Raw genomic sequence first — 15,917 nt, forward strand, 5'->3', positions numbered from 1 at the left:
GATCAAGTCAGAACAGAGGAATCAGGCCCGGGGCGGGCGCCAGACACCGGACGGGGTCTTGGCAGGGATGAAACTTTGATAGGTCGAGAGGGTGCGCTGCGCAGAGAACGCCAGCGGTGTAGTCAGGCCGGGCAGGGGCAACACGATATTGGCGCTGCTGCAGTCCTGGCCGTCTTTGCAGGGCGTTTTGCTGGACTGGTGATCTGCCGCATCGTTGCAGCAATCCATCGCATCCATCATGTGCTGGGTATGCATGGCGTTCTGCTCGCTAGCCTGCATCGGACAGGGCATATGCGTCTCGGCTTGAGCCATGCCATTGAAGGCAAGGGTCAGGCCAATGAGCAAACGCAGGCACAGGCGAGTGAGGGCAGTCATGTTGGTACTTTAACGTCTCAGGCTGACTTATAGCCATAGTGTTTTGCGATCAGATGATCGATTGATAGCTTGCCCGGCCCCTTGGCCGCCAGCATCAGCAATATTGCCGCCCATGTTCCGTGAACCGGGTAGGCATCGGGGTATACGAATAACTGGATTACCAGCGTCATGGCCAGCAGGGCCAGCGCAGAAAAACGAGTGGCCAGGCCCAATAGAAGCAGCGCCGGGAACAGGTGCTCGGCGAACGCTGCCAGCGTGGCGGCAAACTCCGGGGAAAGCAGCGGCACTTTGTACTCTTCTGTGAACAAGGGAATTGCCGAACCGGACAACTGCGGCACGCCCAATTCGAAATCGCCAGAGACGATGTCGATGACAAAGCCTTGAACCTTGGTCTGGCCCGATTTCCAGAACACCGCCGCGATCGAGAAGCGCGCGATAAAAGCGATCAGGCTGTAGGGAATCCGTTTGCAGCAGTCGACCGCTTTTGCGATCAGTTTTACCGGTGCCGAGGCGTTGGCGAGTGTTGGGGAGTCAGACATGGTTGTTTCCTAATGAGGCGCCCGGATAGGCATAACCCACGATCACGGCGGTGTTGATCAGGTGAGCGAGTGGTGGGCTTAGATTGAATTCGGCGGCCACGTCCATAGCGAGTTCGGCCGCCTTGGCAAACGGCTGGCCCTGTTTCAGTGCGCTGATAAACGCCGCGTCTGCCGGTTTAATGGCCATGACCTCGACGCTTAAACGGTTGCGCAAAATCAGCGCTGTTTCGGCGCATTGGCTATCAACCCCGGCGAGGTCATGCGTGCCTTGATGCGCGGCCCAGATCGAGACATGGGCGAAACGTGAGTGGACTATCTGCACGGAAGGATGCAGGGCGAAAGTCATGCTGGCCAAGTGTTCGGGCTGGCCGATTACCTCGGCGATCGCAACCGGCGTCAGAGCTGTAATATCGGCGCTGTGATAAGCCCGGACTCTGGCGAACTCAAGGCACGCGACATCCGCCAGATACGGCACGCTGGCGGCCGGTGCAAAGCCTTGAATGAAGTCGGCAAAGGTTTCACCGTACTTGACCAGAAGCCGGCTGGTGGGGGGGCTGTGTTGAATGTAGCTGTGCGCCAGCAAGTCGAAAAAGTCTGCACCTACCAGCTCAGCGACCACCGGAAAAGTGTCTGCCAACGCGTCGATCAACGAGCGGGTGACGTTGTTGCGATAAATCGCAAAGCGTTGCGCAGGATCGGAGCCATTCCAGCTGCGTAAGCCATCCGGGCACGGCTGCTCTGGGTTGAGCAGGGCCTGGCTGAAGGTGGTCTGGTTGCTCATCGACAGGCCTGCTTGCGTGCGGCGGCTGCATGTTGCAGATGTTGCTCGGCGATATCCGCCTCGGCCAGTAAATGTTGCAGCGCTGGCACATCGTTGTCGCGCTCGATCAGCGTCGGAACCGGCCCGAGGCGCTGCAGAACATCGGCGTACAGCGCCCACACGGCCTGATCCACGGCAGAACCGTGGGCGTCGATCAGCAGGCGGCTGCCGAGGCTGTCGAGGTCTTCACTGAAGCCTGCCAAATGAATTTCGCGGACCGCGTGCAGCGGCAACGCGTCGATGTACTGTTGTGCGTCCCAGTTATGATTGGTCGCCGAGACGTACACATTGTTCACATCGAGCAGCAGGCCGCAGCCGGTGCGCTGGATGATCGCACTGATAAACTGCGGCTCAGTCAGGCTGGAGTCAGCGAACTCGACGTAAGTCGATGGATTCTCCAGCAGTATCTGTCGCTTCAGCAGCGACTGCACTTGATCGACATGCTCACACACCCGGTCCAGCGTGGCGGCGTCGTAAGCAACTGGCAGCAGGTCGTTGAAATAGTTTTGCCCATGGCTTGACCAGGCCAGATGCTCGGAAAACGACTCCGGCTGGTAGCGTTCCAGCAATATTTGCAGGTGCTGTAAATGTGCGGTGTCGAGTGGCTCTTCACCGCCAATCGACAGGCCGACGCCATGAATAGAGAGCGGATAATGCTGGCGAATCTGTTGCAGGAAGTGGTGAAACGGACCTCCGGCAACCATGTAATTCTCTGCATGTACCTCGAAGAAACCGAGCTCCGGAAGCGTCTCGATAATTTCGGCCACATGCTGGCTTTTCAGGCCGATGCCCGCCCGGTTGGGCAGGCCCCGGACTTTCGCGGGGGCGCGCAGGCTGACGTCGGTTAAATGAGCATTAGGCATACAGACCGCTCCCCCGCGAGTTATCAGGCTTTTTCTTTGTATTCCTGCAGCTGACCAAAGCCGGTTGGCGATGAGGCAGACGGGGTCTTTTCACAGGTGCCGGCCGGGACATATTTCCAGGCATTACCCTGCAAATCGGTTTTTGCAGTGCCTGCGCAAGTGGTGCCAGCGCCTGCTGCGCAATCGTTTTTACCTTTCATGGAAATACCGAAGCATTTCTCGTTGTCGGCGGCATGGGCGGTGGTAACAGTGGCAGTCGAGATCGCAACGGCTGCGCCAAGCGCAAGGGCCAAGCTGGCAGCGGATACAGCGCGGGTGCTTTTGTTAGTCATCTTTATATCTCCAAGGCTTCAAAGATTGAGCGGATCTGTTGCTGGCTCAGACCGGCGATTAATCACCTGATGAGCGCCAGTTATAAGCGAGATGCTGATGTCGCTCGCTTGAGACTAAAGAGCCGTCAGCGGTGTTTTTGTTACAGCGGGCAAATAAACAATTTCAGCGGCGCTTGGATAACCCGTGAAGTGCCCGGCTCTGGCAAAATAGCCGGCATTGGAAGGTCTCAGCGCAGAATGCCTGCGCAGACGAATAATTGATGAGTGGTTTATGAGCGATAACGTGCAAGCAGCCGTGGTGCGGATGGAAGCGCTGGTGCCGGAGCTGGATGATGCAGCGCTGCAATGGGCGTCACGCTTGGGCCTTGCATTGCACGGCGATGCCGATTTTGCCTTGCAACTCGGTCCGGCTGGCCTGCAACTGAGCGAGCTGGGTGACAAGGCGCCGGGGCCGGTCAAGGTCGATTTTGTTGAAGGCGCGGTGGCGCACCGGCGCTTGTTTGGCGGTGGCAGCGGGCAGATGATCGCCAAGGCCGTCGGCATTCAGCAAGGCATACGCCCGGTGGTGCTGGACGCTACCGCAGGGCTTGGGCGCGACAGCTTTGTGCTGGCGAGTCTGGGCTGCAATGTGAGCATGATCGAACGTCAGCCACTGATTGCCGCCTTGCTGGAAGACGGGCTGGCGCGGGCACGGCTGGATCTGGATGTCGCACCGATCTGCGCACGCATGCGCTTGCTGCAAGGCAATGCAATCGAGTTGATGAGCGCGTGGCAGGGCGAAGCGCCGCAGGTGATTTATCTCGACCCGATGTTCCCGCACCGCGACAAGAGCGCCTTGGTGAAAAAGGAAATGCGCCTGTTTCGGCCATTGGTCGGCGACGATCAGGATGCTCCGGCGCTGCTGGCGGCCGCGATGGCGCTGGCCACTCACCGCGTGGTGGTTAAACGCCCGCGCAAGGCTCCGATAATCGAGGGGTTCAAACCCGGTTATGCGCTGGAAGGTAAATCCAGCCGTTACGATATCTACCCGCTGAAGAAGCTTCAGTAACCCTGCCGGTCAGTTACGCCCGGCAGATTACGGCTGATAGGCGCGGATGAACATTTTCACGCAATCGCTGACGTGCAATTCCGCCTCCTGCGGGCTGTGCGCCGCGCGGCAACCGATCAGCAGTGCAAAATTGCTGGTGCCCTTGAGCAGGCAGAAGAACTGATCCGCCGCCAGTTGTGGTTTTTCCACATTGAGTGTGCCGCTGCTGTTGGCCTGGGTCAGCAGGCGCGTCATCTTGTCGATCAGCGTTTGTGGGCCTGCCTGGAAAAACATCTCCGGCAGTTTCGATTCCTGCGTGCTCAGGCTGACCATCACCCGGTGCAGTTCGATGGACTCGCGGCTGTTGATCAGCGTGTGGAACGCTCTGCCGATATTCATCAGAACCTTTTCTATCGAGACGTCTGACGTCAGTTCAAAGAGGCCTTCCGGTAACTGCGAGGTGCACTTGGCGGCCACTGCGGCCGAGAACAGCGTCTCTTTATCGGTGAAATGGTTATACACCGTAAGCTTTGAAACGCCTGCCTCGGCGGCAATCGCATCCATGCTGCTGCCGTCATAGCCATTGCTCAGAAACAGCGATTGCGCCGCATCCAGAATGGCTTGGCGCTTGGCTTGATCCTTGGGACGGCCCGGGCCGTTGGTCTGCAATATTTTGTCGGTCATTGGCTGATTATAATACTGGACTGCCGAGTTTAGTATTTTTACTATACCGCTCAGTATAAATATTCTAAACCTTCTTCAAAGGTCTGCTGTCATGCTGCGTCCTATTGTGAACCTAACCTTGCCATTGGCGCTGGTTGCATTGCTTGCCGCTTGCGGTAAGGAACCGACCTCGGAGCCGGTTATTCGCGCTGCGATGGTGACGCAGCCGCAATCTGCCATCGAGTTGCAGGAGGCTTACCCGGGCGAGGTTCGCGCGCGCTTCGAGCCTGAACTGGCTTTTCGCATCGCCGGCAAGGTCAGTAAGCGGCTGGTTGATTCCGGGCAGCGGGTGAAAAAGAATCAGGCGCTGGCCGAACTCGATCCGGATGACATGCGCCTCAAGCTCGATGCCATGCGGGCTCAGCTCGCGGCAGCCGAAGCCAACCTGCAGTTGGTGAAGACCGAACGGGATCGCTACAAGACTTTGCTCGGTCGCCAACTGGTCAGTCGCTCGCAATACGACAACACCGAAAACCTCTACCGTGCAGGTCTGGCCAGGCTCAATCAGGCCAAGGCCGAATACAAGGTGGCCAGTAATCATGCCGACTACGCAGTGCTGCGCGCCCCGCAGGATGGGGTTATCGCTGAGCGGATGATCGACGTCGGCCAAGTGGTTTCGCCGGGGCAAACGGTGTTGAGCCTGGCCGCCGATGGCGACCGTGAAGTGCAGATCGACTTGCCTGAACACATGGTTTCCAAACTTGAAATCGGCCAGAAGGTCGCCGTGGAACTGTGGTCGCAGCCGGGTAAACGCTACATCGGCTACATCCGCGAGATTTCACCCTCAGCCGACGCACAGTCGCGCACCTACGCGGCGCGGGTGGCCTTCAACACCGACACCACGCGCGTCGCACTGGGTTTGAGCGCACGGGTATTCATTCTTGAAAAAGATCAGGACGCGCTGGCAATTCCGCTTTCGGCGTTGACCGCAGAAGGGCAGCAACCCTATGTCTGGTGGCTTGACCCGGCAACCTCGACATTGCACAAACGGCCTGTGCGCGTGGGCCCGTACGGCGAGCGTCTGGTGCCTGTGCTCGAAGGCTTGAGTGCCGATGACTGGTTTGTCCTGGCCGGTGTCGAGATGCTTCACGAAGGCGAGAAAGTGCGCCCGGTGGACCGTGATAACCGCACCGTTGAGTTGACTGGTCAGGAGCCGCAGTAATGGGCTTCAATCTATCGGCTTGGGCGCTGAAAAACCGCCAGATCGTGCTCTATTTCATGCTGTTGCTGGCCGTTGTCGGCACACTCTCCTACACCAAGCTGGGGCAGAGTGAAGATCCGCCCTTCACCTTCAAAGCAATGGTGGTACGTACCGATTGGCCCGGCGCCAGTGCCGAGGAAGTGGCCGAGCAGGTGACGGACCGCATTGAAAAGAAATTGATGGAGACCGGCGAGTACGAAAAGCTCATCTCGTTTTCGCGACCGGGCCAGTCCCAAGTCACCTTCATTGCCAACGATGCGATGGGGCCCAAGGACGTTAACGAGCTCTGGTATCAGATTCGCAAGAAGGTCGGCGATATCCAGCATACGTTGCCCGAAGGCGTGCAAGGGCCTTTCTTCAACGATGAATTCGGCACCACATTCGGCAACTTGTATGCACTGACCGGCAAGGGCTTTGATTACGCCGTGCTCAAGGATTATGCCGAGCGTGTGCAGCTGCAACTGCAAAGTGTTAAAGACGTCGGCAAGGTCGAGTTGATCGGGCTGCAGGACGAGCGCATCTGGGTGCAGGTGTCCAACACCAAACTGGCAACGCTGGGCGTGCCGTTACAGGCTGTGCAGCAGGCGCTGCAAGACCAGAACGGGATTGTCAGCTCAGGTTTTTTCGAGACCGCCACCGACCGCGTGCAAGTCAGGGTTTCCGGGCGCTTCACCACGCCCGAGCAGATTCGCAACTTCCCCATACGGGTGGCCGGGCGCACCTTCCGGCTGGGCGATATTGCCGAGGTTAAACGCGGCTTCAATGAGCCAGCGGCGCCGCGCATGCGCTTCATGGGTGAAGATGCCATTGGCCTGGCCGTGGCGATGAAGGACGGCGGCGATATTCTGCAACTCGGGGAATCGCTTGAAACAACCTTTGCCACGCTGCAGAGCGATTTGCCCGCCGGCATGCAGCTGAGCAAGGTGTCCGACCAGCCCGCTGCGGTTAAAGCTGGGGTCAACGAGTTCGTTAAAGTGTTGGCCGAGGCGGTGGTGATCGTCTTGCTGGTGAGCTTCTTCTCGCTTGGGCTGCGCACAGGTTTAGTGGTCGCCTTGTCGATCCCGCTGGTGCTGGCCATGACCTTTGCGGCGATGTATTTCTTCGGTATCGGCTTGCACAAGATTTCCCTCGGCGCACTTGTGCTGGCGCTGGGCTTGATGGTGGATGACGCCATTATTGCCGTCGAAATGATGGCGATCAAAATGGAGCAGGGCTATGACCGCCTTAAGGCCGCCAGCTTCGCTTGGACCAGCACTGCATTTCCGATGCTGACCGGCACCTTGATTACCGCCGCCGGTTTCTTGCCGATTGCCACCGCGCAGTCCGGTACCGGTGAGTACACCCGCTCGATCTTTCAGGTTGTGACCATCGCCTTATTGGTGTCTTGGTTCGCCGCAGTGGTATTTGTGCCGTATCTGGGCGATCGCCTGCTGCCGGATCTGGCTAAATTGCATGCGGCCAAGCACGGCGGCAGCGCAGGCGGACATGACCCTTATTCAACGGCGTTTTATCAGCGCGTGCGGCGTGTAGTGGGCTGGTGTGTCGAGCGCCGTAAAACAGTCATTGTTTCGACGCTGGTGCTGTTTATCGGCTCGGTGTTTTTATTCAAGCTGGTGCCGCAGCAGTTCTTCCCGGCATCCGGTCGTCTTGAGCTGATGGTCGACCTGAAACTGGCCGAAGGTGCTTCCCTTGAAGCCTCCGAGGCGCAGGCGAAACGCCTTGAGGCCATGCTCAAGGATCATCCGGGCATTGATAACTATGTGGGCTACATTGGCTCAGGGTCGCCGCGCTTCTACTTGCCGCTCGATCAACAACTGCCGATGACCAGCTTCGCCCAGTTCGTGGTGTTGGCCAAGGATCTGGAGCAACGTGAGGTGTTGCGCAAATGGTTGATCGACCTGATGGCGACCGAGTTCACCACCATGCGCACCCGCGTTTCGCGTCTTGAGAACGGCCCGCCGGTGGGTTATCCGATCCAGTTTCGGGTGTCTGGTGAGCACATAGACGAGGTTCGCGCATTTGCCCGCGAAGTGCAGCGCAAAGTGCGTGAGAACCCCTACGTGACCAACGTTCACCTCGACTGGCAGGAGCCAAGCAAAGTGGTGCGCCTGAATATAGATCAGGAGCGCGCACGGGCATTGGGTGTGAGCACGCGCGAAGTGTCCAACTTCTTGCAAAGTACTCTGGTCGGCACGCCGGTCAGCCAGTACCGCGAGAACAATGAGCTGATTGCGCTGGTGATTCGCGGGGCCAAGGAAGACCGTGAAAAACTCAGCATGTTGTCGAGTTTGTCGGTGCCAACGGGTAACGGGCGCAGCGTTGCGTTGGCGCAAATCGCCTCGCTGGAATACGGCTTTGAAGAGGGCATTATCTGGCGCCGTAAGCGCCTGCCAACGGTCACCGTGCGGGCTGATGTTTATGGGCCGGAACAGCCTTCGGCATTGGTGCAGCAGATTCTGCCAACGCTGGAGCCGATTCGTGCGCGCCTGCCTGGTGGTTATCACCTTGAAGTGGGCGGCACCGTTGAAGACTCCGGGCGCGGGCAGCGCTCAGTAAACGCCGGTATCCCGCTGTTTGTGGTGGTGGTGCTGACCTTGCTGATGTTGCAGTTGAAGAGTTTCTCGCGCACCGCAATGGTGTTTCTCACGGCGCCGTTGGGGTTGATTGGGGTGACCTTGTTCCTGCTGATCTTCAATCAGCCATTCGGCTTTGTTGCCATGCTGGGCACCATCGCCCTGTCCGGGATGATCATGCGTAACTCGGTAATTCTGGTGGACCAGATCGAGCAGGATATCCTTGCTGGTCAGGATCGCTGGAATGCGGTGATCGATGCCACCGTACGCCGTTTCAGGCCGATTGTGCTTACGGCGCTGGCCGCTGTTCTGGCGATGATTCCGCTGTCGCGCAGTGTGTTTTACGGGCCAATGGCGGTGGCAATCATGGGTGGCTTGATCGTCGCGACTGCGCTGACACTGCTGTTCCTGCCAGCGTTGTACGCCGCCTGGTTCCGAGTGAAACCGAGTGAAGCGCATACCGACTAAGCACGCCTGGGCAGGCAACAGGGCAGCGCATCTGCTCCATTGCCTGTCGGTCGTCTGGCCTGTGGGCTAGGCTAGGTCGAGAGCTGCAGCGCTGTCGGTTTGCTCCGGCATGACAATCCATTCACATTTGCTGCGGCATAATCGACACCTACACCTTATCGGGGGATCGTTATGCAAGTCGCACGCTGCATTCGCTTCGCACTAATCGCCTTGGGCATCGGCAGTGTTTTTCCGGCACTGGCGGGCGAGGCCCAAAGTAAAACCTTCGGCTGGATCGAGGAAGCGATAATCGAACCTGAGGCCATCACCGTTAAGGCCAAGCTCGACACCGGGGCCAAGACATCGTCGATGGATGCCAAGGACCTGGAAACCTTCAAGAAAGATGGCGAGGACTGGGTACGGTTCATGGTTGAGCTGAAAGACGCCAACACCGGTGAAGTCAGCAACTCGCCCGTTGAGCGGCGGGTGGTTCGCAGAATCAAGGTGCGTGGTGCTGGCGGGCAGGAAAGCCGCCCGGTGGTGATGATGAAAATCTGCATCGGTAACGAAATCTACGATGAGCAGTTCTCGCTGAAGAACCGTGGAAAGATGAATTATCCGGTGCTCATTGGTCGTCGCACGCTTGAGCATTTAGGCGCGGTCGATGTTTCCCAGACATTCACCACCAAGCCCAAGTGCAAGCTCTGAGCTGTCCGGCACCCTTAGCCTTTTGCCTGGCCTGATGCACTAGTTTCAGAACAACTCAGGCGCTAATACCGGCTTGATTGTTTCTTGACGCTATTTTCACCAACGCTTGCCTACTGTTCGCGCACTGACACCTTGAACCGCTCAAGCCCGGCTAATACAGCCGGGCCGCATACCGGGTGCAGTTCCGCCAACCGTCTCGCGAGCGCCCCTCTATGAATAAACTTCCGCAAATCACCCTGGCTTTCTGGGTGATGAAGATTTGTGCGACCACTCTCGGCGAAACCGCCGGTGATTTGTTATCGATGACCCTCAATATCGGCTATGCAATGAGCTCGCTATTACTCATCAGCGTGTTTCTGCTGACCTTGTTGGGGCAACTCTATTCACGTCGCTACCACCCCGCGTTGTACTGGGTGGTCATTCTGGCAACCAGCACTGCCGGCACCACCATGTCGGACTTTATGGATCGCACACTCGGGCTCGGTTACGCCACTGGTTCGGCATTGCTGATCGGCATCTTGCTGCTGACCTTTGCCGTGTGGAAATACAGTGAAAAGTCGCTCAACGTTGAGCACATCACCACCCGCAAAGGTGAGTTGTTCTATTGGGTCGCCATCTTGTTTTCGAACACACTGGGCACCGCCCTCGGTGATTATCTGGCCGATGATTCGGGGCTAGGTTTTGCCGGTGGCGCGCTGCTGATCGGCAGCCTGATCGCAGCGGTAGTGGTACTGCGTTTCGTCACCAGGATTTCGCCGGTGGCGCTGTTCTGGATTGCCTTCGTGCTGACCCGTCCGTTTGGCGCAACGCTTGGCGATTTCCTGACCAAGACACACGAGCAGGGCGGCATGGGCTTCGGCACTATCGGCTCGTCAGCTATTCTCGGCGCGATCCTGCTGCTGATGATCGTAGGAGCCAGCATTGCCCAGCGCCGGGCCCCGGTTACACTGGTCGCCAACCCCAGCGCATGACTCAGATTACAGTGGCACCTGACGCCAGGTGCCACTGTAATCTGACCAACGATTTTTTCACATCGGGCTGACATTCCACTAACAGCGTGCTCCGTAAGCTGGCTTCATTCTAGGCTCAGCTGCAGGACTCGAAGTGACCAAGCCCACTACTGACAACACCGCTAACTCATCCTCTTTCGCTTGGAAAATCAGCTTAAGCCGACCCATGCAGATTTTGTTGGTTTCGGTGTGGTTGCTGGTTTTCAGCAACAGCACATTCTGGACCACTGTCTGGCAAGGCATCGGCGGCTGGGATAACGGCAGCCCGCTGTTTTTGCTGAGCCTGCCAGTGCTGGCACTGCTGTGGACATTTGGCCTGCTCACGCTGCTGGCGTGGGGCCGGATGACCAAGTGGGTGCTGGGCCTGTTCCTGATCGTTTCGGCTTCGGCCAGCTACTTCATGAACAGCTTCGGGATTGTGATTGATTACGACATGCTGACTAACGTGGTGCAGACAGACACCCGTGAGGCGCTCGAACTGCTCAGCCCGCGCATGTTCATCTGGATCGCGCTGTTAGGCGTTCTGCCTGCGTTTCTGCTCACCCGCATTGAAACCCGCAAGTTCAGCTGGAAGCGTGAGCTGAGCATGAAGCTGGTCAGTGTGGTGGTTGCCCTGGCCGGTATCGGCGGCATCGCCATGAGCGAGTATCAGTCCTACGCCTCGTTGTTTCGCAACCACCGCGAAATTCGCCTGCAACTGACGCCGTCCAACGTGGTGTCTGCGGTCAATGGTTATGTGCGTCGTGAACTGAAAACCCCGACCCAACTTGAAGTGATTGGCGCCGATGCTCACCGGCAGATGCGCGTGGGTAATGCCGTCAAACCACGCCTGACCATTGTGGTGGTCGGTGAAACGGCGCGCGCCGAGAACTTTGCGCTCAATGGCTACAAGCGCGACACCAATCCTGAGCTTTCAAAGCAGGACATCATCAACTTCACCAACGCCAGCTCGTGCGGTACGGCCACTGCGGTATCGGTGCCGTGCATGTTCCAGCAAGCCGGTCGTGATGATTACAAGCCGTCGATGGCAACGTCCCGCGAAGGCTTGCTGGATGTGTTGAAACACGCTGGGGTCAACGTGCTCTGGCGTGACAATAACTCCGGTTGCAAAGGTGCTTGTGATCGCGTGGCGAGCGTTGATGTGTCGAATCTGGGGCTTGCTGACATCTGCGAGGCGGGCGGCGAGTGCCACGACGAAGCATTGCTCAGCGGCCTGCAGGATTATCTGGACACGCTCAAGGACGACACTGTGGTGGTGCTGCACATGAAAGGCAGTCACGGCCCGTCGTATTCCAAGCGCTACCCGCAAGCGTTTGAGCACTTCACGCCGGTGTGTCAGAGCAGTGAGCTGGATCAGTGTTCAACCGAGAGCATCGTCAATGCTTACGACAACTCACTGCGTTACACCGATCATGTTTTGGCGCAGACCATCGAATTGCTCAAGGCTAATCAAACGCGCTTCGACACCGCCATGCTGTATATGTCCGACCACGGCGAGTCGCTCGGCGAGAATGGCATTTACCTGCACGGCCTGCCTTACGCCATGGCGCCGCAGCAGCAAACGCATATCCCGATGATTCTGTGGATGTCCCAAGGCATGGAGGAAACCGCCAACCTGCAGCCAGGTTGCTTGCAGAGTGTTAAGGATAAAGCTTGGTCGCAGGATAATCTTTTCGATTCGGTGTTGGGCTTGATGGCTATTCAAACCAGCGTTTACGACCCGGCCCGCGATATGTTCCATCAGTGTCAGGCGCCGCAGCAGGCTTCAACCATCAGCGGTACGCAGGCGAAGGGCGTTAACTGATACGGCCAATCTGCACCAGTAAGCCCCGGATTATTCCGGGGCTTTTGGATTCTGGGTCAATTATTGGTCGGCTGGGTGATCCTGATTACCGTCCATCGTCACCTGACGGATTGAGAGCCTGAACTCGGCAGGCAGCACCCGCTTGGCCGCGCCCTCAACCAGCGAGTCGAGTGCCGGGTGATGGCTCAGCTTGCCGGCCTGATCACGGCGCAACACGCCCTGGTCGAGCAGGGTCTGGATGAAGTGACGGAACAGGCTCTTGTCGAAGAATTCCGGCGCATTGAGGCCGTGCAAGATCGACAGACGCTGAGCCATGACTGTACACAGGTCTTCCAGTTCTTCGGCGCTGATGGTGTTTTGTCCGGCGTTAATCAACAGCGCGGTGGCCATGTAGAAGCGCTGCAGGGTTTGCGCGACCGTGCGCGAGAGCAAAGTCAGCAACACGAACTGCCGCGAGCTTGGCGCCGGGCGGGTGTAGGCGTCGTTTTCCTGTTTGAGCAGGCCTTGCGAAACGAACGCCGCCAGCCACTGGTCAATCACCGCGTCGAGTTCGTCGAGGCTCCAGCGGATAAACAGCTCGCTCTGCAAATACGGATAAAGCGCACGGGTGTAGCGCAATATCTGTTCGCGGCTGTTGCGCGCACTGCTCTGGAAGAAGCTGGCGAGCAGCGCTGGAATCGCAAATATATGCAGCACGTTGTTGCGGTAGTACGTCATCAGGACTGCATTTTTCTCGTCCAGATAGACAATCTTGCCCAGACGATCATCCTGCTGTGCGAGCAGGTCCATGCGTGCGACGTACTCGATCAGCGCCGCGCCATCGCCTTCCGGCAAGGTGGCATGCGGTGAATAAGGCACTTCCCGGAGCAGAGCCAGATACAGATCCAATACCCGCGCCAGCGAGCGCTCATCGAGCGCCAGCTTGCTGGTGGACAACAACGCCAATGCCACCAGATTCACCGGATTGACCGCAGCGGCTTCATTGAGGTGCTGGGCAACGCGCTGGCCGAGTCGGTTGGTTGTGGCGTTGAGCCATTCGGGGCGGTAGGCCGGCGCTAAATCCTGCTGGCGCCAATCGGGTTGTTCGGCATCGAGGAATTCCGCCAGTTTGATCGGCTCGCCAAAGTTGACCCACACCTGGCCAAAACGCTGCTTGAGCGCGCCGATGACTTTGAAGATATCGAATATCGACTCTTTCTTCTTGCTCGCGCCGCGCAACTCACCGAGGTAGGTGCGGCCTTCAAGCACGCGCTCGTAACCGATATAGACCGGCACGAAAACCACCGGCATACGGTTGTTGCGCAAGTAGCTGCGTACGGTAATCGCCAGCATGCCGGTCTTGGGCTGGAGCATGCGGCCGGTGCGTGAACGGCCGCCCTCGACAAAGTACTCAACCGGGAAGCCCTTGGTGAACAGGGTATGCAGGTATTCATTGAATACTGCGGTGTACAGCGGGTTGCCCTTGAAGGTGCGGCGCATGAAAAACGCACCGCCACGGCGCAGCAGGCTACCGACCACTGGCATGTTGAGGTTGATGCCCGCGGCAATGTGCGGCGGCGTCAGGCCATTGCGAAACAGCAGGTAAGACAGCAACAGATAATCGATGTGGCTGCGGTGGCAGGGCACATAGATCACCTCGTGGCCTTGCGCAACGTCCTGCACGCCCTCGATATGATTAACCTTGATGCCGTCGTAGATCTTGTTCCAGAACCAGCTCAGCACCAGTTCGAGGAAGCGGATCACCGTATAGGTGTAATCCGAGGCAATTTCATTGCCGTAACGCAGCGCCTGCGCTTCGGCTTTTTCCAGGCTGATGTTGTCGTGGCTGGCGGCGTCACTGATGGCCTGACGAACCTGCGCCGAGTGCACGAGCCCTTTGACCAGATGACGACGGTGCGAGACATCCGGGCCGATAACCGCGGCTTTCTGATTGCGAAAGTGCACACGCAGAATGCGCTGAACCATGCGCAAGGTACGCTCATGGCCTTTGTTCTGGGCGACCAGATCGCGCAACTGAATCGGCGCAGCGAACTGTACGCGGGTTTTGCGGCCCAGAATCAGAATGCTGAACAATCGCTTGATGCGTCCGGTTACGGCCCAGCTATCGGCAAACAGCAGTTTCCAGGGGCTGGTTTCGCGGTCGGGCGACTGGCCCCAGAACACGCTGACCGGGATGATTTGCGCACTCAGCAGTGCATCGCTGCTTAGCGCGCTGACGAGGCGGTCGAGCGTCGGCGCGACACCGCGTTTATCCTGCCGACCAAACCAGCCAGGCGCCGGGGTCAGGTAGAAAAAGGCGTTGGGTTCATCCAGCGAGCCCAGAGATACCGGCAGTACCGGGCGCGGCAATCCGGCCTTGGTGCATTCGGTGTCGACCACCGCGAGGTCGGTCATCGAGGGCGATTGCAGCACGTAAAATACCGGCGTGCCGCGGTCGAGTTTGAGCGACAAGGATGACTGATTAATGGTTTCCGAGCGTACCCAGAGGTACAGCAGGCGGCGCAGTGTGCCGAATACAAGACGGTGTAGCGGTGAGCGGGTCATACGGAGTCTGCTGGTGATTTCAATCGAGCGAATGCTCGGGGGCGCTAGTGTGACGCATCGCCCGCAGCGGGGCAAAATCTTCTCATTACCAGAGCGTTCAGCACCGGCGTCTGCTCCTGGCTTTTATTGACCGTGGACGTAAAACATCAGATAACCAGTTGAATTAGCACTTTTCAGCGAAATTCGTTGAATTATACTGAGTCTGGATTGCAGGCCGTGGCGCGCGTGCCGGTAAAGCACCAGGTGCGATTGGCGAGCTTTCAACTTACCTTTGAGACAATAAAAAACTGCAGTTGGAGAGTATGGTAATGGCTGAGCGCGAACTGGGAACCGTCAAGTGGTTCAACGATTCCAAGGGTTATGGCTTTATTCAGCGTGAGAGTGGTGCTGATGTGTTCGTCCACTATCGGGCGATTCGCGGCGAAGGCCACCGCTCGCTGGTCGAAGGCCAGCAGGTTGAATTCGCGGTAACCGAAGGCCAGAAGGGCTTGCAAGCGGATGATGTAGCGCCGCGATAAGCCAATTGGCATAAAAAAACCCGTCATCGACGGGTTTTTTTATGCGCGGCTCACATGTAATTACTGAGTGCGCCAGGTAATTTCTTCAACGCCATCGGCGCTGATGCGCATCCAGCGGTCGGCCTGCTCGACACTTTCTTCTTCAACCCAAGTGCCAGGCGCGCAGCGTACTTCTACGTTGAGAGCGGCAAAGGCTGCTTGTGCACACGCCAGATCATCTTCCCAAGGGGTGTCTGCGCTTTCGAGATACAGGCTGTGCCATTTACCGACTGCTTTTGGCAGCCAGGTCACCGCGACATCGCCCGCCTTGCACTTGAAGGTCTGGCCCTTTTGCTGCCACTCGGAGCACGGGCCAATGGCCGTGGTCAGCCAGTTGCTGATGTCGTTATGGTCGGCGTCTTTCAGGTAAATCTCGATATCGGGTTGGCGCATG

At 58.0% G+C, this 15,917-nt stretch carries 15 protein-coding genes; 7 read left to right on the plus strand and 8 right to left on the minus strand.

Annotated features, from left to right (window positions below; all coding sequences use genetic code 11):
- Positions 1-21: 21 nt before the first annotated feature.
- The 5 genes from FEZ62_RS14670 to FEZ62_RS14690 are packed head-to-tail and all read right to left on the minus strand — an operon-like array spanning position 22 to position 2,929.
- Positions 22-375, minus strand: a complete 354-nt coding sequence (locus FEZ62_RS14670; RefSeq protein ID WP_172928495.1) for a hypothetical protein — start codon at positions 373-375, stop codon at positions 22-24.
- A gap of 17 nt (positions 376-392) precedes the next feature.
- Positions 393-914, minus strand: coding sequence for a DoxX family protein (locus tag FEZ62_RS14675; RefSeq protein ID WP_172928498.1), 522 nt, complete (start codon positions 912-914; stop codon positions 393-395).
- On the minus strand, positions 907-1,695 hold the full coding sequence (locus FEZ62_RS14680) for a DNA-binding domain-containing protein (protein ID WP_172928506.1): 789 nt from the start codon (positions 1,693-1,695) through the stop codon (positions 907-909). Before FEZ62_RS14680 ends, FEZ62_RS14675 begins: the two co-directional genes overlap by 8 nt.
- Positions 1,692-2,597 (minus strand): DUF692 domain-containing protein, encoded by a 906-nt coding sequence (locus tag FEZ62_RS14685; protein ID WP_172928509.1) that lies wholly within the window; start codon positions 2,595-2,597, stop codon positions 1,692-1,694. The genes FEZ62_RS14680 and FEZ62_RS14685 overlap by 4 nt, the downstream gene beginning before the upstream one ends.
- 23 nt (positions 2,598-2,620) lie before the next feature.
- Positions 2,621-2,929, minus strand: a complete 309-nt coding sequence (locus FEZ62_RS14690; protein WP_069899504.1) for a DUF2282 domain-containing protein — start codon at positions 2,927-2,929, stop codon at positions 2,621-2,623.
- 271 nt (positions 2,930-3,200) lie between these two features.
- On the opposite strand from FEZ62_RS14690, the gene FEZ62_RS14695 reads away from it, so the two are divergent.
- Positions 3,201-3,977, plus strand: a complete 777-nt coding sequence (locus tag FEZ62_RS14695; RefSeq protein WP_172928512.1) for a class I SAM-dependent methyltransferase — start codon at positions 3,201-3,203, stop codon at positions 3,975-3,977.
- A 27-nt stretch (positions 3,978-4,004) separates the two neighbouring features.
- On the opposite strand, the gene FEZ62_RS14700 is transcribed toward FEZ62_RS14695, so the two are convergent.
- The gene (locus FEZ62_RS14700; RefSeq protein WP_172928514.1) at positions 4,005-4,640 is read right to left on the minus strand and encodes a TetR/AcrR family transcriptional regulator; all 636 of its coding nucleotides are present in this window, start codon (positions 4,638-4,640) and stop codon (positions 4,005-4,007) included.
- A 91-nt stretch (positions 4,641-4,731) separates the two neighbouring features.
- Between FEZ62_RS14700 and FEZ62_RS14705 the strand changes: the two genes are divergently transcribed.
- The 5 genes from FEZ62_RS14705 to FEZ62_RS14725 all read left to right on the plus strand — a co-directional run bounded on the left by FEZ62_RS14705 (position 4,732) and on the right by FEZ62_RS14725 (position 12,422).
- The gene (locus FEZ62_RS14705; protein ID WP_172928516.1) at positions 4,732-5,841 is read left to right on the plus strand and encodes an efflux RND transporter periplasmic adaptor subunit; all 1,110 of its coding nucleotides are present in this window, start codon (positions 4,732-4,734) and stop codon (positions 5,839-5,841) included.
- Positions 5,841-8,921, plus strand: a complete 3,081-nt coding sequence (locus FEZ62_RS14710; RefSeq protein WP_172928518.1) for an efflux RND transporter permease subunit — start codon at positions 5,841-5,843, stop codon at positions 8,919-8,921. The genes FEZ62_RS14705 and FEZ62_RS14710 overlap by 1 nt, the downstream gene beginning before the upstream one ends.
- Positions 8,922-9,092: 171 nt before the next feature.
- On the plus strand, positions 9,093-9,608 hold the full coding sequence (locus FEZ62_RS14715) for an ATP-dependent zinc protease (protein ID WP_172928520.1): 516 nt from the start codon (positions 9,093-9,095) through the stop codon (positions 9,606-9,608).
- 212 nt (positions 9,609-9,820) lie between these two features.
- Positions 9,821-10,579 carry a hypothetical protein gene (locus FEZ62_RS14720; RefSeq protein ID WP_172928522.1) on the plus strand — a complete coding sequence of 253 codons (759 nt, stop codon included), beginning with the start codon at positions 9,821-9,823 and terminating at the stop codon, positions 10,577-10,579.
- Between the two features lie 205 nt (positions 10,580-10,784).
- A complete protein-coding gene (locus tag FEZ62_RS14725; protein ID WP_172928524.1) occupies positions 10,785-12,422 on the plus strand; it encodes a phosphoethanolamine--lipid A transferase in 1,638 nt (545 codons plus the stop codon).
- 60 nt (positions 12,423-12,482) lie between these two features.
- On the opposite strand, the gene plsB is transcribed toward FEZ62_RS14725, so the two are convergent.
- Positions 12,483-14,966 (minus strand): glycerol-3-phosphate 1-O-acyltransferase PlsB, encoded by a 2,484-nt coding sequence (gene plsB / locus FEZ62_RS14730; RefSeq protein ID WP_172928533.1) that lies wholly within the window; start codon positions 14,964-14,966, stop codon positions 12,483-12,485.
- Between the two features lie 308 nt (positions 14,967-15,274).
- On the opposite strand from plsB, the gene FEZ62_RS14735 reads away from it, so the two are divergent.
- A complete protein-coding gene (locus FEZ62_RS14735; protein ID WP_069899496.1) occupies positions 15,275-15,484 on the plus strand; it encodes a cold-shock protein in 210 nt (69 codons plus the stop codon).
- 60 nt (positions 15,485-15,544) lie between these two features.
- On the opposite strand, the gene FEZ62_RS14740 is transcribed toward FEZ62_RS14735, so the two are convergent.
- Positions 15,545-15,916: a hypothetical protein gene (locus FEZ62_RS14740; protein ID WP_172928535.1), complete on the minus strand. Its 372-nt coding sequence runs from the start codon at positions 15,914-15,916 to the stop codon at positions 15,545-15,547.
- Between the last annotated feature and the right edge of the window lies 1 nt (position 15,917).

The sequence above is a fragment of the Pseudomonas sp. MS19 genome (assembly GCF_013277615.1).
GTDB classification, from domain to species: Bacteria; Pseudomonadota; Gammaproteobacteria; order Pseudomonadales; family Pseudomonadaceae; genus Aquipseudomonas; species Aquipseudomonas marincola.